Annotated in this window: 17 protein-coding genes; 8 read left to right on the plus strand and 9 right to left on the minus strand. The window is 69.3% G+C overall.

What is annotated here, in order from left to right:
- Window positions 1–74 precede the first annotated feature (74 nt).
- From IGS68_RS07205 to IGS68_RS07225, 5 genes are all read left to right on the plus strand, one after another.
- Complete coding sequence (locus IGS68_RS07205) at window positions 75–2,009, plus strand: AsmA family protein (RefSeq protein WP_201078465.1); 1,935 nt, start codon at window positions 75–77, stop codon at window positions 2,007–2,009.
- Window positions 2,010–2,244: 235 nt separating this feature from the next.
- On the plus strand, window positions 2,245–3,285 hold the full coding sequence (locus IGS68_RS07210; protein WP_201078467.1) for a sulfate ABC transporter substrate-binding protein: 1,041 nt from the start codon (window positions 2,245–2,247) through the stop codon (window positions 3,283–3,285).
- Window positions 3,286–3,288: 3 nt separating this feature from the next.
- Window positions 3,289–4,137, plus strand: a complete 849-nt coding sequence (gene cysT / locus IGS68_RS07215) for a sulfate ABC transporter permease subunit CysT (protein WP_201078469.1) — start codon at window positions 3,289–3,291, stop codon at window positions 4,135–4,137.
- On the plus strand, window positions 4,127–5,035 hold the full coding sequence (cysW, locus tag IGS68_RS07220; protein WP_201078471.1) for a sulfate ABC transporter permease subunit CysW: 909 nt from the start codon (window positions 4,127–4,129) through the stop codon (window positions 5,033–5,035). The genes cysT and cysW overlap by 11 nt, the downstream gene beginning before the upstream one ends.
- 33 nt (window positions 5,036–5,068) lie before the next feature.
- Window positions 5,069–6,118, plus strand: coding sequence for a sulfate/molybdate ABC transporter ATP-binding protein (locus IGS68_RS07225; RefSeq protein ID WP_201078473.1), 1,050 nt, complete (start codon window positions 5,069–5,071; stop codon window positions 6,116–6,118).
- Between the two features lie 41 nt (window positions 6,119–6,159).
- Here the strand turns inward: IGS68_RS07225 and IGS68_RS07230 are convergent, their stop codons facing one another.
- From IGS68_RS07230 to efp, 7 genes are all read right to left on the minus strand, one after another.
- Window positions 6,160–6,336: a hypothetical protein gene (locus IGS68_RS07230; protein WP_201078475.1), complete on the minus strand. Its 177-nt coding sequence runs from the start codon at window positions 6,334–6,336 to the stop codon at window positions 6,160–6,162.
- A gap of 17 nt (window positions 6,337–6,353) precedes the next feature.
- The gene (locus IGS68_RS07235; RefSeq protein WP_201078477.1) at window positions 6,354–7,256 is read right to left on the minus strand and encodes an Rpn family recombination-promoting nuclease/putative transposase; all 903 of its coding nucleotides are present in this window, start codon (window positions 7,254–7,256) and stop codon (window positions 6,354–6,356) included.
- Between the two features lie 68 nt (window positions 7,257–7,324).
- Window positions 7,325–8,821 (minus strand): peptidoglycan -binding protein, encoded by a 1,497-nt coding sequence (locus IGS68_RS07240; RefSeq protein WP_201078479.1) that lies wholly within the window; start codon window positions 8,819–8,821, stop codon window positions 7,325–7,327.
- A gap of 37 nt (window positions 8,822–8,858) precedes the next feature.
- Window positions 8,859–10,001 carry a flagellar motor protein MotA gene (locus IGS68_RS07245; protein ID WP_201078481.1) on the minus strand — a complete coding sequence of 381 codons (1,143 nt, stop codon included), beginning with the start codon at window positions 9,999–10,001 and terminating at the stop codon, window positions 8,859–8,861.
- 65 nt (window positions 10,002–10,066) lie between these two features.
- Entirely contained in the window at window positions 10,067–10,960 is an 894-nt protein-coding gene (locus IGS68_RS07250) for an OmpA family protein (RefSeq protein ID WP_201078482.1), read from the minus strand.
- A gap of 114 nt (window positions 10,961–11,074) precedes the next feature.
- Window positions 11,075–11,896, minus strand: coding sequence for an inositol monophosphatase family protein (locus tag IGS68_RS07255; protein ID WP_201078484.1), 822 nt, complete (start codon window positions 11,894–11,896; stop codon window positions 11,075–11,077).
- Window positions 11,897–11,905: 9 nt separating this feature from the next.
- Window positions 11,906–12,472 (minus strand): elongation factor P, encoded by a 567-nt coding sequence (gene efp, locus IGS68_RS07260; RefSeq protein ID WP_201078486.1) that lies wholly within the window; start codon window positions 12,470–12,472, stop codon window positions 11,906–11,908.
- Window positions 12,473–12,674: 202 nt separating this feature from the next.
- On the opposite strand from efp, the gene IGS68_RS07265 reads away from it, so the two are divergent.
- On the plus strand, window positions 12,675–12,938 hold the full coding sequence (locus tag IGS68_RS07265) for a hypothetical protein (RefSeq protein WP_158046516.1): 264 nt from the start codon (window positions 12,675–12,677) through the stop codon (window positions 12,936–12,938).
- Here IGS68_RS07265 and IGS68_RS07270 read toward each other — a convergent pair.
- Together IGS68_RS07270 and IGS68_RS07275 are read right to left on the minus strand one after the other, a co-directional pair.
- On the minus strand, window positions 12,929–14,170 hold the full coding sequence (locus IGS68_RS07270; RefSeq protein ID WP_201078488.1) for a hypothetical protein: 1,242 nt from the start codon (window positions 14,168–14,170) through the stop codon (window positions 12,929–12,931). The two genes, IGS68_RS07265 and IGS68_RS07270, sit on opposite strands and share 10 nt — an antisense overlap.
- A 156-nt stretch (window positions 14,171–14,326) precedes the next feature.
- A complete protein-coding gene (locus IGS68_RS07275; RefSeq protein ID WP_201078490.1) occupies window positions 14,327–15,715 on the minus strand; it encodes a hypothetical protein in 1,389 nt (462 codons plus the stop codon).
- A 255-nt stretch (window positions 15,716–15,970) separates the two neighbouring features.
- Here IGS68_RS07275 and IGS68_RS07280 point away from each other — a divergent pair, with 255 nt between their 5' ends.
- Both IGS68_RS07280 and IGS68_RS07285 read left to right on the plus strand, forming a co-directional pair.
- The gene (locus tag IGS68_RS07280; RefSeq protein ID WP_201078492.1) at window positions 15,971–16,849 is read left to right on the plus strand and encodes an alpha/beta fold hydrolase; all 879 of its coding nucleotides are present in this window, start codon (window positions 15,971–15,973) and stop codon (window positions 16,847–16,849) included.
- A 30-nt stretch (window positions 16,850–16,879) separates the two neighbouring features.
- Entirely contained in the window at window positions 16,880–17,677 is a 798-nt protein-coding gene (locus IGS68_RS07285) for a 16S rRNA (uracil(1498)-N(3))-methyltransferase (RefSeq protein ID WP_201078494.1), read from the plus strand.

Genomic DNA, 17,677 nt, shown 5'->3' on the forward strand with positions numbered 1-17,677 from the left:
TCGAAACGAAAGCCGTCCGCGCCCGTTGACTCGTGACCTGTTGGTTTGGTCGAGGTGGCACTGTGGGTCGGGCGTTGAAGTGGGTCGGTATCGTGGTCGGGGTGCTCGTGCTCCTGGTCGTCGGCGCGTTGCTGATGCTGGAGACGAGTTGGGCTCGGGATCTGGTGGCCCGGCAGGCGAGCGCCGCGCTCGGACGGGAGGTCAGGATCGATGAGAACTTCGACATCGACTGGTCTCTGACCCCGCGTATCCGGGCCGGCGGCATCCATGTCGCCAACGCCGATTGGGCCGGCGACGGGAACATGGCGGACATCGGCGCGGTCGAGGCCACCATCGACCTGCGCCGCCTGATCGGCGGGACCATCTCGATCCCCGAGGTGAAGCTCGTCGATCCCAAGATCAACCTGGCCCGCAACGCCGAGGGCACCGGCAACTGGGACTTCCCCAACCTCCAGGGCGATCCCCCCCAGGAGGGCGACGGCAGCCCCGACCTGCCGGAGATCGGGCATATCGAGGTCCAGGGCGGCGAAGTCGCCTACCGCGACGACGCGCTCAGCATCGACGTCGCCAGCACCGTCAACACGGAGCGGAACGAGCAGGGCGAGGACCGCGTCCGCATGGTCGCCGACGGCAGGTACGCCGACGAGCCGTTCCACCTCGACGCCACCACCGGCACCTTCCTGGCCTTGCGCGACAGGCAGGCCCCGTTCCCCGTCCGCGCCGAAGCCACCGTCGGCAGCACCCGCACGGTGGTCGAAGGATCGCTGACGGACCCGCAGCAACTTGCCGGGATGGACATCACCGTCGACGTGAAGGGGCAGAACCTCGCCGACCTGTTCCCGATCATCGGTTTCCCGTCCCCCGCCACGCCGCCGTTCGACATCTCCGGCCGGCTGGAGCGGCAAGGGAAGGTCTGGTCCATGACCGATGCCGAAGGCCGGATCGGCGACAGCGACATCGGCGGCGAGGTCCGCATCGACCTCGGGCACGAGCGCCCGAAGATCACCGGCAACCTGTCGTCCCGCAATCTCGACTATGACGATCTCGCCGGCTTCGTCGGAGCACCCGGCGGCACAGGCGAGGGCGAGACCGCGTCTCCCGACCAGATCGAGCTGGCCCGCCGGCTGGAGCAGGAGGGCCGGGTCATTCCCGACACGGCGATCAATGTGGAAATGCTGAAGGCGGCCGACGTCGAGATGCGCTACCACGCCGACCGGCTGCTGGTCCCCAACGTGCCGGCGGGCGAGTTGGATGCGCGCTTGATCGTCGAGAACGGCCGCGCCCGGCTCGAACCGGTCCGGCTCCAGGTGGCCGGCGGCAAGGCCGGCGGCATCATCCAGGTGGACGGGCAGGAGAAGCCGCCCGCCATCGAGATGAACCTGGAAATGAGGGCGCTCGACCTGGCGCGCTTCTTCCGCGGCACGCAGTTCGCCGAGGACATGGGCGGCACATTCGGCGGCAAGCTCCTGCTCAAGGGCAACGGCGATACGGTCCGCAGTATGCTGGGATCGAGCAACGGCCAGATCTCGGCCGTGATGGAGGGCGGCAAGGTCAGCAACCTCATCCTGGAGGTGATCGGCATCGACATCGCCGAGGCCCTTGGCTTCATCCTGTCCGAGGACGAACCGGTCGGCGTGCGCTGCGTCGTGGCGGACCTGGGCATCACCGACGGCATGGTGAAGTCCAACGCGCTGGTATTCGACACCGAGGACACCAACGTCACCGGCGAGGCGTCCGCCAACCTGAAGACCGAGCAGTTCGACATCGAGATGCTGGCCCATCCGAAGGACCCGAGCCCGCTCTCCGCCCGCACCCCTGTCGGGGCGGAAGGCACCTTCGCCGATCCCCAGGTCACCGTCGATCCGACCGCGGCCGTTGCGCGCGGCGCGGCGGCCGTGGCCCTGGGGGTGCTCCTGACGCCCCTCGCGGCGCTGATCCCCTTGATCGAACCCGGTGACGGCCAGGACAGCCCCTGCGGCCAACTGCTCCGCCAGGCCGGCCAGAACTGATGCCGGTACCGTAGGTCGGATACGGCGAAGCGGCATCCGACAAGCAAGCGCGGCGATGTCGGATACCGCCGCGCACCATCCGACCTGCGGCCGGCCTCCCCGTCGCTGAAAAAACAGCTTGGCTGCATCCCGATTGCGTGCGTAATCTACACCAGATCGATCGAGATTTGTGCCTAATCATCGTGTGAAATGGCCCGACATCTCGGCCGAGAAGCCAGACCAGGAGATTTGTGCCATGGTGTTCCGGAATATCGCGCGCGGCGCCGCCACCCTCATGCTGGCGGCCGGTGTCACCCTGGGGGCGGTCGGGTTCGGAGCGGCGCCGGCGTTCGCCGCCTCGACCCTCCTCAACGTGTCCTACGACCCGACCCGGGAACTCTATGTCGAGTTCAACAAGCTGTTCGCCGAGCGCTGGGCGGCTGAAAACAACGGGGAGAAGATCTCCATCCGGCAGTCCCACGGCGGCTCCGGCAAGCAGGCCCGGTCCGTCATCGACGGGCTCGAGGCCGACGTCGTCACCCTGGCACTGGCCTACGACATCGACGCCATCGCCCAGACCGGCCTGATCGCGAAGGACTGGCAGGGCCGGCTGCCCGACAACAGCGCACCCTACACGTCCACCATCGTGTTCCTGGTGCGCAAGGGCAATCCCAAGCAGATCCGCGATTGGGACGACCTGATCAAGCCGGATGTGCAGGTGATCACGCCCAACCCGAAGACCTCGGGCGGCGCTCGCTGGAACTATCTGGCCGCCTGGGGCTTCGCGCTGGAGAAGTACGGCAACGACGAGGCCAAGGCGCAGGAGTTCGTCCAGGCGCTGTTCAAGAACGTTCCCGTGCTCGACACCGGCGCCCGCGCCTCGACCATCACCTTCGTCCAGCGCCAGATCGGCGACGTGCTGCTGGCCTGGGAGAACGAGGCCTATCTGGCGGTGAAGGAACTGGGACCGGACAAGTTCGACATCGTCACCCCCTCGCTCAGCATCCTGGCCGAGCCGTCGGTCGCCGTCGTGGACAAGGTCGTCGACCGCCGGGGCTCCCGCATGGCGGCGGAAGCCTACCTGAAGACGCTCTATTCGCCCGAGGGGCAGGAGCTTGCCGCCAAGCACTTCTACCGGCCCCGCCTGGCCGAGGTGGCGGCCCGGTACGCCGATCAGTTCGCCCAGGTCAAGCTGTTCACCATCGACCAGAAGTTCGGCGGCTGGACCCAGGCCCAGGACAGGCATTTCTCCGACGGCGGCATCTTCGACAAGGTCTCCGCGGCGGCGGGCAAATGAACCATGACCGGTCTCGTCGCAGGAAATCTCCGGGATAGCTTCCGCAAGCCGAGCATCCTTCCCGGCTTCGGGATCACGCTGGGCTTCACGGTCGCGTATCTCAGCCTGATCGTCCTGATCCCGCTGGCCGGCCTGGCCCTCAAGGCCTCCGGGCTGGGCTTCGGCGGGCTCTGGGCGGTGCTGATGGAACCCCGCGTGATCGCCGCCTTCAGGGTCACCTTCCTGACCGCCCTGGCGGCGGCGCTGATCAACACGGTGTTCGGGCTGCTGGTGGCCTGGGTGCTGGTCCGCTACCAGTTCCCCGGCCGCAGGGTGATCGACGCGCTGGTCGACCTGCCGTTCGCCCTGCCGACGGCGGTGGCCGGCATAGCGCTGACGGCGCTCTATGCCGGCAACGGCTGGATCGGCCAGTTCCTGCCGTTCCGCGTCGCCTTCACGCCGCTGGGCATCATTGTGGCGCTGACCTTCATCGGCCTGCCGTTCGTCGTCCGCACGGTACAGCCCGTGCTCCAGGACGCCGAGCCGGAGGTCGAGGAGGCCGCGGCCAGCCTGGGCGCCAACCGCTGGCAGATCTTCAGCCGGGTCGTCTTCCCCGCGATCATGCCGGCTCTGCTGACCGGCTTCACGCTGGCCTTCGCCCGAGGCGTGGGGGAATACGGATCGGTCATCTTCATCGCCGGCAACCTGCCCGGCGTGTCCGAGATCGTGCCCCTGCTGATCATAATCAAGCTCGAGCAGTTCGATTATGCCGGGGCGACCGCCATCGCGACCGCGATGCTGGTGGCGTCGTTCTTCCTGCTGCTTGCGATCAATCTGCTCCAGCATTGGACGAGGGCGCGCCATGCCGGCTGAAATCGTCATCGCCACCACGCCGCCCGCCGGCACGCCGCCCGTGACCGGGCGACGCAGCATCCCGCGCCCGGCGCTTGGCGAGTCGCCGCTGGTCAAGGCCGTGCTCATCGGCATCGCCCTGCTTTTCCTGCTGCTGTTCCTGGTGATCCCGCTGGTCGCCGTGTTCTTCGAGGCGCTTCGCCAGGGTTTCGGCGCCTATCTTGAAGCCCTGGTGGAGCCGGATGCGGTCTCGGCGATGAAGCTGACGCTCCTGGCGGCCGGCATCGCCGTGCCGCTCAACCTGGTGTTCGGCGTCGCCGCGTCCTGGTGCATCGCCAAGTTCGAGTTCCGCGGCAAGAGCCTGCTGATCACCCTGATCGACCTGCCGTTCTCGGTGTCACCGGTGATCTCCGGCATGGTGTTCGTGCTGCTGTTCGGAGCCCAGGGGCTGCTGGGGCCGTGGCTTCGCGAGCACGACGTTCAGATCATCTTCGCCCTGCCGGGCATCGTGCTGGCCACCATCTTCGTGACCTTCCCTTTCGTCGCCCGGGAGCTGATCCCGCTGATGCAGGAGCAGGGCGTGGACGAGGAGGAGGCCGCCCGCGTGCTGGGCGCCAGCGGCTGGCAGACCTTCACGCGGGTGACGCTGCCCAACATCCGCTGGGGCGTGCTCTACGGCGTGCTTCTGTGCAACGCACGCGCCATGGGCGAGTTCGGCGCCGTCTCGGTGGTGTCCGGCCATATCCGGGGAGAGACCAACACGATGCCGCTGCATGTCGAAATTCTCTATAACGAATACAACTTCGTCGCCGCCTTCGCGGTGGCGTCGCTTCTGGCCCTGCTGGCCCTGGTCACCCTGGTGGTGAAGAGCCTGCTGGAATGGCGCCATGCCGGCCAGATCGCGGCGACCCGGCGCTGACACGCGGCCACGGATTAGGGGAGAAAGCCCGCCATGAGTATCGAAATCAGGGGCATCGCCAAGCGCTTCGGCAGTTTCGCCGCCCTGGACGGGGTCGATCTGACCGTCCGCGACGGCGAGTTGCTGGCCCTCCTGGGGCCGTCCGGGTCGGGCAAGACGACCCTGCTGCGGATCATCGCCGGGCTGGAGTTCGCCGATGCCGGCGAGATCCGGCTGAACGGCGAGGACGCCCAGGGCCGCGCGCCGCGCGACCGCGAGGTCGGCTTCGTGTTCCAGCACTACGCGCTGTTCAGGCACATGAGCGTATTCGAGAACGTCGCCTTCGGCCTGCGGGTCCGGCCCCGCGCCGAACGGCAGAGCAACGCCGCCATCGCGGCGCGGGTCACCGAACTGCTGCGGATGGTCCAGCTCGACTGGCTGGCCGACCGCTACCCCAGCCAGCTTTCCGGCGGACAGCGCCAGCGCGTCGCCCTGGCGCGGGCCTTGGCGATCGAGCCCAAGGTCCTGCTGCTGGACGAGCCGTTCGGCGCGCTCGACGCCAAGGTCCGCAAGGAACTGCGGCGCTGGCTGCGGCGCCTACACGAGGAGATGCATATCACCAGCGTCTTCGTCACCCACGACCAGGAGGAGGCGCTGGAACTGGCCGACCGGGTGGTCGTGATGAACCACGGCCGGATCGAGCAGATCGGCTCGCCCGCCCAGGTCTATGACGAGCCGGCCTCGGCTTTCGTCTGCGACTTCCTGGGACAGGTCAACCGCTTCGACTGCGATATCGAGAACGGCCTTGCGCGGACCACCCAGGGTGCGGAACTGAGGATGCCCGGGCTGAACGGCACCCACGGCGCCGCGACCTGCTTCGTCCGGCCCCACGAGATCGACCTCGTGCCGATCGGCCGCGAAGGCCCGGAAGCGGCCCAGGTCCGCCTGATCCATCAGGTCGGCCCGAACGCCCGGGTCGAGCTTGATTATGCCGGCCACGTGCTGGAGGTGGAGGTCGGCCGCGAGCGCCTGCCGGCCCTCAGCCTCAGCGTCGGCGCCTGGTGCGCCCTGCGGATCAACAACGCCCGGATTTTCCCGCGATAGGGGCGTTCAGCGGAGACCGCCCGCGATGCCTTGGCGGTCTCTCAGTGGGTGATCTCCGGAAAGAGTTCGTCCAGAGGCCTGTCATCCAGCATGGCTTCGATCCACCCGTCGATATCGGCGGCCAGCGCCGATTTCACCGCCTGCTCGACCGACGTCGGTACCGTGCCCAACTGTCGCTGAACCATGCGCAGCAGGACCTCGGCCTTGCCTTCCGCCATACCCTGAGCTCTGCCTCTCAATTCCCCCGTGCTTCGCCTTCAGCGATGTACAGTTCGGCAATCGTAGGCATGATCTTTTCCTCCTGTCCTGGCGCTACCCGGCTCAATACCGTCCGAAGACGCTCCCGGTTCCTGCCGTCGTCCACCACGAAAACATGTCTGACCACAGCGCGCAGCACGGTCAAGCCGATTACCGCCGCGATGCTCAGCAGTCGCTCCAGCGTGACTTCCGGATTCCCGTCGCGGGTCGCATGCTTCAGCATCAGCAGACCGGCCTGGAGATCGGGATCGCGCGACAGTTCCGCGTCGGGAATGGCGGAAAGATCGACCAGGGTATAGCTGAAATCCAGCGGACCCGCTGCCAGCACCTCATCCGGTACGCCGTATGCCTCCCCGAGACTGGGCGGATGCGGCCACCGGCCGCTGCCATGATAGAGGATGACGGCCAGGACGGGAGCCGGCACCACCCGGACGGTGCCGTCGGGGTACTCGATCCGCCGTGCGCCCTTGACCGCCGTTCCGTTCAGGTAGCCCAGGATCTGCACCAGCGCGTCCGCCTCGCCGGCGCTCTTGTGTTCCAGCACGGTCCAGACCAGCAGGGGCAACCCGTTCCGCAGGCCGAAGCTGTAGACCCTGTCTCCGCGCAGTTCCGCCAGCACCGGATCGACGAAGCTTTCGGACCGGTCCACCGCCCTGTCTGCCGTCAGCCCGGCCACGACCGACGCCGGCAGCCGCTCGCGCAGGAACGTGTCGGCGTTGCCGGGCCGGTCCAGGACAAGCTTCGCGAACTGATCGTGCCTGCGGATCAGGGGGCGGGTACCCGCGGAGCCGTCCTCTTCCGAAGGGCCGTTTGAACCATTGGTCGTTTCGTCGGTCGAGCTTTCGGGTGAAGTCTCCGGCACCGTGGGCGTCTGCTTCATGGCCTTTCCATATCCTCACCCTGGTGCAGACCCGCCGGAGCTTCCTGTCACTGCCGCGCCGACCCTTCTCAGCGCTGGTCCAGCTTCATCTCGATGCGCCGGTTGCGGGCGAAGGCGTCCTCGTTCCTGCCGGGGTCCAGCGGCTGGTACTCGCCGAATCCGGCCGCCACCAGCTTGTCCGACGGGATGCCCTGTTCCACCAGGAACTTGACTACCGAGATCGCGCGCGCCGTAGACAATTCCCAATTGGACGGGAACTGCACGTTGGAGATCGGTCGCGGGTCGGTATGGCCGTCCACGCGCAGGATCCAGTTGACGCCCGGCGGGATGCGCTTCGCGATGTCCAGCAGGGTCGCGGCCAACTGGGCGAGCTGGGCCTTGCCGCCTTCCTCCAGCGTGGCGGAGGCGCTGGGGAACAGCACTTCGGACTGGAAGACGAAGCGGTCGCCGACGATCCTGATGTCCTGCCGGTTGCCCAGCACCTCGCGCAGGCGCCCGAAGAACTCCGACCGGTAGCGGGCCAGCTCCTCGACCTTGCTGGCGAGCGCCAGGTTCAGCCGGCGGCCCAGGTCGGAGATCTGGGCCTGCTGCTCCTGGCTCTGGGACTCCGCCAGGTTCAGCGACGCGGTCAGGCGGGCGAGCTGGTCGCGGAGCGCCGCGATCTGCTGGTTCAGGACGGCCACCTCCGCGCGGCCCTCCTCGGTCAGCTTCTGCTCGCCTGTCAGGGCCGCCTGGGTCTGGTCCAAGGCGATGACCAGCTCCTCGATCCGCGTCTCCCGATGCTCGATCTCGCGCTGGGCCAGCACCGTGCGTTCCTGCTCGCTGCTCAACTGGGCTTCGAGCTGCTGCGACCGGTCGCGGACGGCGGACAGCTCGGCCATCAGCGCCTCGCGCTGCTCGCGGGTCAGCCGAAGCTCCTCGGTCGCCCGGGCGCGGGCGGCCTCGGTCTGCTCCAGGGTCGCGGCGGTGCGGTCCCGCTCGGCCTCGGTGCTCCGGGACAGGGTCGTGAGGGCGGCGACTTCGCCTTCCAACCTTTCGCGGACGTCGCGCAGGGCCTGGATGTCGGCCTGGAGGCTGGCGATCTCGCGCAGCGATGCCTCGATCTTCTGGCGGTCGGCCTCGATCACCTTGTAGGCGTCCTCCAGGTCGCGGCTGACCTGGGTGATCTCGCCGCTGGCCTGTTCGCCCCGGCGCGACAGGGCGGAGACCTGGGCGCCCAGCTCGTCCTGGCGGGCCTGGGCCTCGGCAAGGCTGGCGCTCAGGCTCTCGCGGGTGGCGGTCGAGCTTTGAAGCTCGGCGGAGAGCTGGGCGATGTTCACCCGCAGATCCGCGTTGGCCTCCCGTTCCATCGACAAGAGGTCGCTCAGCTCGGACAGCTGGCGGTTCAGCCGGGTCAGCGCCTGGTCGCGGCTCGACAGCGTGTTGGACAGGTAGAACTGTGCCACGATGAAGACCATCAGCACGAAGATCACGACCATGACCAGGGAGGACAGGGCATCGACCCAGCCCGGCCAGATATTGACCGAACGCTCGGCGCTGCGCCGCCCGCGACCGATGGCTGCCATCAGCCGCTACCGTCCGGCCGCTCCGGCACGCGCCCGCTCATCGCTCGCCGTCTTCCGCAAGGGCCGCGATGGTGCGTGCCAGAAGCTTGATCTCGCTGCGGATCTCCTGGACCGACTGGACCCGGCCGGTGGCGACCTCCTCCAGCAGGCGCGCGGTATAGACGTCCATGTTGCGGATATGCTGGCGGGTCGCCTCGTCCATGCCGAGCTGCTGGTTGCCCAGCGCGTCGGCCAGCCGGCCCAGGATCGGTTTCATCTCCATCTGGTTCTCGGCCAGCCGGAGCATCAGCGTCTGCTCGGTCCGCATCTGGTCGGTCAGGGTGCTCAGCTTCTCGGTCAGGGCCAGCAGGTTCTGGTTGGCCGAGCGCCGGCCGTCCTCCGCCTGGGCCACCGTGCGCTGCAGGTTCTCCATGTTCTCCGCGGTTTGCTCCAGCAGGGCCTGAAGGTAGGCCGGCACCGACTGCTCGCTCTCGCCGAAGCCGGCGCCGCTCGACAGCCGGGTGGCGCCGGACAGCCAGTCCTCCAGGTCGGTGTAGAAGCGGTTCTGCGCCTGGCTCGCCTGCAATTCCAGGAAGCCCAGGACCAGCGACCCCGCGAGGCCGAACAGCGAGGAGCTGAAGGCCGTGCCCATGCCCGACAGCGGCGCCTGAAGCCCCTGCTGCAGGTTGCCGAACATCATGCCCATGTCGCCGCCCTCGACCGACAGGCTGGAGATCACGCCGCCGACCGCGCTCACGGTGCCCAGCAGGCCCCAGAAGGTGCCGAGCAGGCCCAGGAAGATCAGCAGCCCGATCAGGTAGCGGGAGATCTCGCGCGTCTCGTCCAGGCGGGCGTCGATGCCGTCGAGCAGCGAGCGCATGGACAGCGCCGACAGGCTCAGCCGTCCGCGGCGCTCGCCCAGCATGCGGGCCATGGGGGCCAGCAGCACCGGTTCCGGAACAGTGTCCGAATCCGGGCGGTTGGTCTGGAAGCTCTCCAGCCACGCCACCTCCGGCTTCAGCATCAGCACTTGGCGGAAGATGTAGCCGATGCCCAGCAGCAGCACGGCGATGATCAGCCCGTTCAGCGCCGGGTTCGCCATGAAGGACCGTTCCAGCGCCGGGAAGAGCAGGAGCACGATGGCGAGCACCGCGGCGACGAACAGGACCATACGGGTGATGTAGCGCTGCGGCCGCGACATGGACACCATGCTCTCAGGGGCTCTCTCAGGTGAAGAGGTCGGGAGGGGGTGGGCCGGGTATGCCACTAGTTCACCAGAAGCAGGTCGACGCGGTCGGCCGGCCCGTCGAGCGCGTGCGTCCCCAGCGCGCGGACGTCGATGCGGGTGCTGCGCACGCCCTGGCCGATCAGGTGCGAGCGCACCGCCAGCGCGCGGTCGAGCGACAGGCGCCGGGCCTCCCGTTCGGTCTCGGGCGTGCCGCTGGCATAGGCCGTGACCTGGAGGCGGATCACCTCGTCCCGGCGCAGCCGGGCGGCCACGCCGTCCAGCAGCGCGGTGTCGCGGGCGGACAGGGCGTCCGCCGCGGGGTCGGGATAGACGAAGCGGAACTCGGTCCCGTCCGGCACTTCGGCGGGCGGCCCGGAGGGGGCCGGCGGAGTCGCCGCCACCTCGGGCGCCGGCTGGGCCGTATCGGACCGGACGCGCGGGTCGGGAAGGTCCGGCATGGAGGTGATCCGGCGGGGCTCGCCGGGAACGGCGGGCGGCACCGGCGTGTCGAACTGCACGTCCGCGCGCGGCTCCGCCCGGGGAAGCTCGGACGGGGACGGCGGGACGGGGGCGGCGGCGATGTCCGGCGGGACGCCGACATCGAGGCCGGGCGGCGGCGGCGCGGCGCGGCCGGCGGCGACCGGCGGGGTTCCGCCCAGACCGGGGGAGGGAGGGACCGGAAGCGGCCGGGTGGCGCTGGCGGCCGGCGGCACGGGTCGCGATCCCGCCGCCGTGTCCGGCAGCGCGGGCTTGCGCGCCGGGATACCCGGGGGAGCCGCGGGGGATGCCGCCTCCTGCGCCACGGCGGGAGCCTCCGCCAGCCACGGAATCGTCGCGGCGCCGAGCGCGCAACCGAGCGCCATGCGGCGGACGGCAGTCGGAACGTAGCGACCCATGTGTCCCCGTACCCAAGCCTTCAAGGTGCCTGCCATCTCGGAATTTCCGGCCGATCCAAGGGTCTGGAGGCCGGCAACGCCGGGGCGGCACGCGGGCACGATAGCCCAATGACGGGAGTCCGACAACCCGCCATCAACCACACGCGATGGTTAGCCCTCGGCCTGTGGCTTCCGGGTTGCCGTGGCACCGCGAAGCACCTTGGCGATCATAAGGTGCAGGTGCGAATTGGCCGCCAGGACGCTGTCGCCGCGCTGCGGATTGCGCCCGCCGCCGATCTCGGTGACGAAGCCGCCGGCCTCGGTCACCATCAGGATGCCGGCCGCCACGTCCCACGGCTGCACGTTGCTTTCCCAGTAGCCGTCGAACCGTCCGGCCGCGACATAGGCCAGGTCGAGCGCCGCCGATCCGAATCGCCGGATGCCGGCGGTCTCGGCCATCATGGCCTGGACCTGCGCCACGTGTTCCGGATGGTTGCCGCGGCCCTTGAAGGGCAGGCCGGTGGCGATCACCGACTCGTCCAGCTTGCGCCGGCCGGACACGCGCAGGCGCGCGTGGTTGTTCCAGGCGCCGGCCCCCTTCTCGGCCCAGAACAGCTCGTCGCGGAGCGGTTCGTAGATGACGCCGGCGACGATCTCTCCCTCGCGCTCCAGCGCGATCGAGATGGCCCAGAACGGCAGCCCGTGCAGGAAGTTGGTGGTGCCGTCCAGCGGATCGACGATCCAGCGCTGGCTGGCGTCCTTGCCCTCGCTCTCGCCCGTCTCCTCCATCAGGAAGCCGAAGTCCGGCCGCGCCTTCTGGAGTTCGGCCCTGAGCGTCTGCTCCGCCTTGGTATCGGCGGTCGAGACGAAGTCGGCCGGTCCCTTGCGGGAGACCTGCAGGTGTTCGACCTCGCCGAAATCGCGGACCAGCCCGCGCGCCGCCTTTTCGGCGGCGCGAGCCATGACGTTGATGATTGCCGAGCGGCTTGCCATAACGGGTTGTCAGTCCTTCGCACGTTCCAGGTAGGTGCCGTCGCTGGTGTTCACGACGATGCGGGTGCCGGCCTCGATGTGCGGCGGAACAAGGACCCGTTCGCCGTTGTCCATCTTGGCGGGCTTGTAGGAGGAGGAGGCCGTCTGGCCCTTCACGACGGGGTCGGCCTCGACCACTTCCAGCGTGACGGTGGCGGGCAGCTCGACGCCCAGCGGCGAACCCTCGTGGGTCTGCACGGTGACCGACATGCCTTCCTGCAGGAACACGGCGGGATCGCCGATGATGTCCCGCGGGATCACGATCTGCTCGAAGTTCTCCTTGTCCATGAAGGTGAAGTTGTCACCCTCGGCGAACAGGAACTGCATCTCGTGCTCGTCCAGACGGGCGCGCTCGACCGTCTCCTGGGTGCGGAACCGCTCGACCATCTTGTTGCCGGTGCGGACATCCTTCATCTCGAGCTGGATGAACGCGCCGCCCTTGCCGGGCTGCACGATGGCGGTCTTCAGGACCACCATCAGCTTGCCATTGTGCTCCAGGACGTGGCCCGGACGCATCTGGTTGGCGTTGACCTTCATGGTATTTGACCGTCGTTGACGCTGATTCGGAAAGCGCGGAACCTATCAGGTCGGAGACACGGTAGCAATGTGCGGTCGGCATGGGCCGTGGCGATTCGGATGCCAAATCGACGGGAGCGGAGTGAACGCCGACCTGCTATGACGGTTACCGCTTACGACCCCACACTCACGGCCCCACACTCACGGCAAGGGAACAGTTCAGATGTCCAATCTCCACAGGCGTGCGATGGAAGCGGTTCTCCAAGCGGCCCAGCACGACATCGTGGGGACGCTTCGGGAGCGGGAGATCACCGACCGGCACAGCGAGGACGGGGACGAGGCGGTGCTGGACGTGGCGATCCTGCACGCCTACCGGGTCTTCGTGCGGATCTGCGAGGAGCAGGGGCTGGACGTCGACGCCCAGCTTTTCGCCGAGCTCGCGGGCGAGCTGGCCGACGAGATGGCCCAGGACAACGATTACGACTGAGCCGGCAGCACCCGCTCCGCCGCCCGGCGGAAGGCTTGCGGCGGCGTCACCAGGTGCAGCGCGCCGAGCGCGTCCCCGATCACGGTGCGGGCGGCTGGCCGTTCCTCGGCCGGCAGGCCGTCGATCCCGGCCGCCAGCCCGGCGAGCCGGCAGACGGCGTCTTCGCCGACCGACGCCAGCGCGCGCTCGAAGACGGGCAGGGTTCCCAGCGCCTTGAACAGCCGGCGGCTGCGGGCGAGCGCCGCCAGGGCGGCCCGAAGCCGGGCGACGTCGGGGTGGCGCAGGTCGGTCCGGTCCGTCGGAACCAGCCCGGCGATTCGCTCCGCGGCGCCGGCCAGGAACCGCCCGGCCAGCAGCGCGCGCAGGTCCGCTTCCAGGGCGCCGAACGCCGCCGCCGCGTGGGTCGCCCGACCGGCGCTCAGCTTCAGCGCGGCCAGGTCGCGCACGGCCGCCTCCAGCGCCAGCGGGTCGGCGGGGCCGCGCTCCGGCACGGCGGCGAACGCGCGGGTCCGGACGTCCTCGGCCATCCGGTCGAACAGTCCGGCGACATGCATCCGGGTCTCCGGCCGGTCGGCCAGCCGGTCCAGCATCTCCAGGGCGGTCCGGGCGACCGGCCGGTGCCGCGCCACCAGCATGACGAACAGGTCGGCCGCCTTCGGATCGGCGGCCGACAGTCCGGCGACCGAGGCCGCCAGGTGGTCGAGAAGCCAGTGGGGGCACTGGCCGGTCGCCGCCGCCGCCGCCAGGTGGGCTCGGGCGTCGTGGACGCGGTCGTCCAGGATCAGCGCCGCCCGGATATCGTCCACGATGTTCCAGAAATCGGGATGGACCGATGCGGCGCGCTCGGCGAAGTCGGGCTGCCGCCGGGCCCGGTGGATCAGCCCCGCGACCTCGACCGCGCCGATCTCGCCGCCCGCGCCGCGGCGTCCGCGCCGGTCGGCGGCCCGTTCGGCCAGCAGCAGCGTCCAAAGGGGGCGCAGCACGGAGCGGGGGATCTGGCCGACCCGGCGGCGGGGCGGGACGGTGTCGCACAGCAGGTCGGCGAAGGGTTCGCAGAAACGGCGCAGTTCGGACGACCGTCGGCGGTGCTCGCGCAGCCGGGGCAGGGCGGGCACCCGATCGCGGAGCGCGGCGCGGATCTCGTTCGGGACGGGGCCGGGCTCGACGGACCAGGGCTCGTCGGCCGCGCCGCGGCATGAGACTGACAGCGTCCGGTACGAGATCAGCGCCATGGTCGAGCCCTGCCTGGGTAAGGGGTTGGGGACCGGAGGCCGCCGCACCGTCGTCGTGCGGCGCGTCTACTCCTATCAATAGCAGTATCAATAGACGTCAAATCGATAGAATTAAACTTTACTTAAGAGGTATGAACGCACCCCATTAAGAGGTATTCACCTCGTTGCCGCGGCCGGCGCGGGATTCATGTGGCGGATCAAGTCGACCATCAGGTCCCCGGTGCCGTCGCCGCCGAGCTTCGAGAATCCCTCCGCCAGCAGCGGCATCAAGGCTTCACCGGGGCAGATCCGCTCCAGCCCGTGCAAGGTCGTGACGGTCGCCTCCAGGGCGGAACGCCTCGTTCCCGCGTCCGCCGACGCCGCCCTGTCGGCCAGCGAGCCCAGGTCGCGGGAGACCTGGGCCTGGACCGTCTCGACCTCGCGGCGGTACGCGTCCAGCCGGCCCAGCGCCTTGAACAGCTGCCTGCTTCGGGCGAGCGCCGACATCGCCTCGTCGAAGGCCCGCCGGTCCTGGCCCCGCCCGGCCGTTTCCCCGCCACCTCCGCCGGCACCGATGTCGGCCAGAACGCGGGCATGCTCGTCCGTCCGCGCCGCGACTTCGCCCAGGAAACGGTCGTTCAGCAGGTCGTGAAGCTCGCTCTCCAGGCGATGGAGACGGGCGGCGTTGCGCGGGATCCGTCCGCCGGCGCTGGATTTCAGGCCGGTCAGGTGGCGCGCCGCCGGCTCGATCCGGTCCAGCGCCTTGTTCAGGTCGGCCGTTCCCGGGCTGCCGTCGAACGCCGCCTTCGCCCCGGCATGCAGGTCGCCGATCGCGGCGGCATAGACCGTCTCCAGGGTTTCGGCGGGCAGGGCGGCGGCCCCCCGCGCCAGGGCGTCGATCAGGTCCAGGGCCGAACGGCCCGTCTCCGGATGCCGGGCCAGCAGCATCAGGAACAGGTCGACGCTGCCGCGGTCCTGCTCGCCCAATTCCGAGACGAACCGGCCGAGCGCCGCCACCGCGGCCGGGTCGGGGCGGTCCGGCACCGCGCCGGCCAGCAGGCGGCGCAGGCTGAGCACCGGCTCGCGGACCCGGATCGCGCAGTCGATCTCCCCCGCGATCGCCCAGAAATCGGGATAGGCGCGGGCCTGCCTGCGAGCGAAGGCCGGGTCGGCCTTGGCCCGGTCGAGCACCGCGCGCAACGCCCTGTGGCAGCCTTCGAGATCGTCGGACCCGCCCTTGCCGGTCTCGCTCGCGATCAGGTCCCACAGTGGCGCGATCGCCGGCCGAGGGATCTGGAACCGCTGGCGCTGGCGCCCGACCGGGCCGCACAGCAATTCTTCGAAGGGCTCGCAGAACCGGCGCTGGGCGGTGTTCCGCCGGGGCGGCTTCTCGATCCGCAGCCAGGACCGCATCGCCTCCATCAGGGTGGAGCGCATCGCCGGATCGCCGAGACCGTCGGACAGCCGGTAGACTTCGCGCAGGCGGTCGCCGGACCCCGCGACGGTCCCCCGGGCAAGGTTCAGGATGGCGGCGGGTTCGGCAGCGGGCTTGATGGGGACGGTCATGTCGGGGATCGGGCCAGGGAGTGACTACCCCTATCAATTAACCTGAATTTAAGGAGAATTAAATCTTCCTTAAGGGCTATGAAGCCGCTGCCCAGGCCCGCGCGGGGGTGATGTCGCGCCCGGCCGGATCTCCCGTCAGGCCTAATCATTTTGCGCCGGCTCCGGCCTGAACGCGGGATCTTGCAGACAACCGGGGAAGCGGTATGGGAAAGTGGCGCGCCACTCCAAATCCACGAAGCTTCGGGAGACGACGGAATGTTCGAAGGATTCACGCGGCGGCGCATCGCGACCAGCGGTGCCGAGATCAACCTCGTCGTCGGCGGTGACGGTCCGCCCCTGCTGCTCCTGCACGGCTTCCCGCAGAACCACGTGATCTGGCACAAGGTGGCCGGCGCCCTGGCCGAACGGTTCACCGTCGTGGCGACCGACCTGCGCGGCTACGGCGATAGCGAGAAGGTGCCGACGACGGAGGACCATTCCTCCTATTCCAAGCGGGAGATGGCGCGCGACCAGGTGGAGGTGATGCGCATCCTCGGGTTCGAGCGCTTCCAGGTGGTCGGCCACGACCGCGGCGGCCGGGTCGCCCACCGCATGGCGATCGACCATGCCGCCCGGGTCCGGCGGCTGGCGGTGCTCGACATCGTGCCGACGCTGACCACCTTCCAGAGCGTCGACCAGCAGCTCGCCACCGCCTATTACCACTGGTTCTTCCTGATCCAGCCCCACCCGCTGCCGGAGCACATGATCGGCCTGGATCCGGAATTCTACCTGCGGCGCAAGACCAGCATGTGGGGCGTCGGCACCGCCCATTTCACGCCGGAAGCCATGGCCGAGTATATCCGCTGCTTCCGGAATCCCGCCGCGATCCACGCCATGTGCGAGGATTACCGCGCCGCCGCCACGATCGACCTGGAGCACGACCGGGCCGACCGCGCCGCCGGCGTGAAGGTGTCGTGCCCGCTGCTGGCCCTGTGGGGCGCGCGGGCCACCATGGACCGCTGCTTCGACGTGCCGGCGACCTGGCGGGAAGTGGCGCTGGACGTGCGCGGCCAGGCGCTGGACTGCGGCCACTTCATTCCCGAGGAGCGGCCGGAGGAGTTCGCCGCCGCACTGCTCGACTTCCTCGAAACCTGACCCGATCCCGCCCGACCATTGATGGAGACCATGGAGACCGATACCGACCGCGAACCCCTGCGGACCCGCCTCTATGTCGCGGAACCGCTGTCTGGCGGGGCCACCGTGGGCCTCGACCACGAGCGGGCGCATTATCTGCGCCATGTGCTTCGGCTCGACCGCGGCGACCGGGTCGCGCTGTTCAACGGCCGCGACGGCGAGTGGGCCGCCCGAATCGACGGCTTCGGCAAGGGCTGGTGCAGCCTGGCGGTCGATGCGCTGCGCCGGCCCCAGGCGCCGGAACCCGACCTGTGGCTGCTGTTCGCCCCGATCAAGAGGGCGCGGATCGACTTCGTCGCGGAGAAGGCCGCGGAGCTCGGCGCGTCCCTGGTCTGGCCGGTGCTGACCCGCCATACCGACGTGGCCCGCGTCAATGTCGACCGGCTGCGCGCCAACGCGATCGAGGCGGCGGAGCAGTGCGAGCGTCTGACCGTTCCGGAGCTGAGGGAGCCGGCCCGGCTCGACCAGGCGATGCGCGACTGGCCGGCGGAACGCGTGATCCTGCTATGCGCCGAAGCCGGTCCGGTCAGGCCGATCGCCAGCGCCGTCGCGGATTTGGCGCCCGGCCCGGCGGCGATCCTGACCGGCCCGGAAGGGGGCTTCGCCAAGGAGGAGCTTGACGGGTTGCTGAAACTGCCATTTGTTGTTCCGGTCGGGCTGGGGCCAAGGATCCTGCGTGCCGACACGGCGGCGCTCGCCGCGCTCGCCTGCTGGCAGGCCCTCGCCGGGGACTGGGCGGCAGGCGGCGCCGACGTGCGTCCCCCGTTCCGTTTCCAAGAACCAGGTTGA

The organism is Skermanella sp. TT6 (assembly GCF_016653635.2).
Lineage (GTDB): Bacteria > Pseudomonadota > Alphaproteobacteria > Azospirillales > Azospirillaceae > Skermanella > Skermanella cutis.

What these genes read in the sequence shown, in the direction of transcription:
- IGS68_RS07240 (WP_201078479.1), bottom strand. Translation starts at nt 8,821, where the DNA reads ATGGCAGCCATCGGTCGCGGGCGGCGCAGCGCCGAGCGTTCGGTCAAT.
- IGS68_RS07245 (WP_201078481.1), bottom strand. Translation starts at nt 10,001, where the DNA reads ATGTCGCGGCCGCAGCGCTACATCACCCGTATGGTCCTGTTCGTCGCC.
- IGS68_RS07250 (WP_201078482.1), bottom strand. Translation starts at nt 10,960, where the DNA reads ATGGCAGGCACCTTGAAGGCTTGGGTACGGGGACACATGGGTCGCTAC.
- IGS68_RS07265 (WP_158046516.1), top strand. Translation starts at nt 12,675, where the DNA reads ATGTCCAATCTCCACAGGCGTGCGATGGAAGCGGTTCTCCAAGCGGCC.
- IGS68_RS07280 (WP_201078492.1), top strand. Translation starts at nt 15,971, where the DNA reads ATGTTCGAAGGATTCACGCGGCGGCGCATCGCGACCAGCGGTGCCGAG.
- IGS68_RS07235 (WP_201078477.1), bottom strand. Translation starts at nt 7,256, where the DNA reads ATGAAGCAGACGCCCACGGTGCCGGAGACTTCACCCGAAAGCTCGACC.
- IGS68_RS07285 (WP_201078494.1), top strand. Translation starts at nt 16,880, where the DNA reads ATGGAGACCGATACCGACCGCGAACCCCTGCGGACCCGCCTCTATGTC.
- IGS68_RS07210 (WP_201078467.1), top strand. Translation starts at nt 2,245, where the DNA reads ATGGTGTTCCGGAATATCGCGCGCGGCGCCGCCACCCTCATGCTGGCG.
- efp (WP_201078486.1), bottom strand. Translation starts at nt 12,472, where the DNA reads ATGAAGGTCAACGCCAACCAGATGCGTCCGGGCCACGTCCTGGAGCAC.
- IGS68_RS07225 (WP_201078473.1), top strand. Translation starts at nt 5,069, where the DNA reads ATGAGTATCGAAATCAGGGGCATCGCCAAGCGCTTCGGCAGTTTCGCC.
- IGS68_RS07275 (WP_201078490.1), bottom strand. Translation starts at nt 15,715, where the DNA reads ATGACCGTCCCCATCAAGCCCGCTGCCGAACCCGCCGCCATCCTGAAC.
- IGS68_RS07230 (WP_201078475.1), bottom strand. Translation starts at nt 6,336, where the DNA reads ATGGCGGAAGGCAAGGCCGAGGTCCTGCTGCGCATGGTTCAGCGACAG.
- cysW (WP_201078471.1), top strand. Translation starts at nt 4,127, where the DNA reads ATGCCGGCTGAAATCGTCATCGCCACCACGCCGCCCGCCGGCACGCCG.
- cysT (WP_201078469.1), top strand. Translation starts at nt 3,289, where the DNA reads ATGACCGGTCTCGTCGCAGGAAATCTCCGGGATAGCTTCCGCAAGCCG.
- IGS68_RS07270 (WP_201078488.1), bottom strand. Translation starts at nt 14,170, where the DNA reads ATGGCGCTGATCTCGTACCGGACGCTGTCAGTCTCATGCCGCGGCGCG.
- IGS68_RS07255 (WP_201078484.1), bottom strand. Translation starts at nt 11,896, where the DNA reads ATGGCAAGCCGCTCGGCAATCATCAACGTCATGGCTCGCGCCGCCGAA.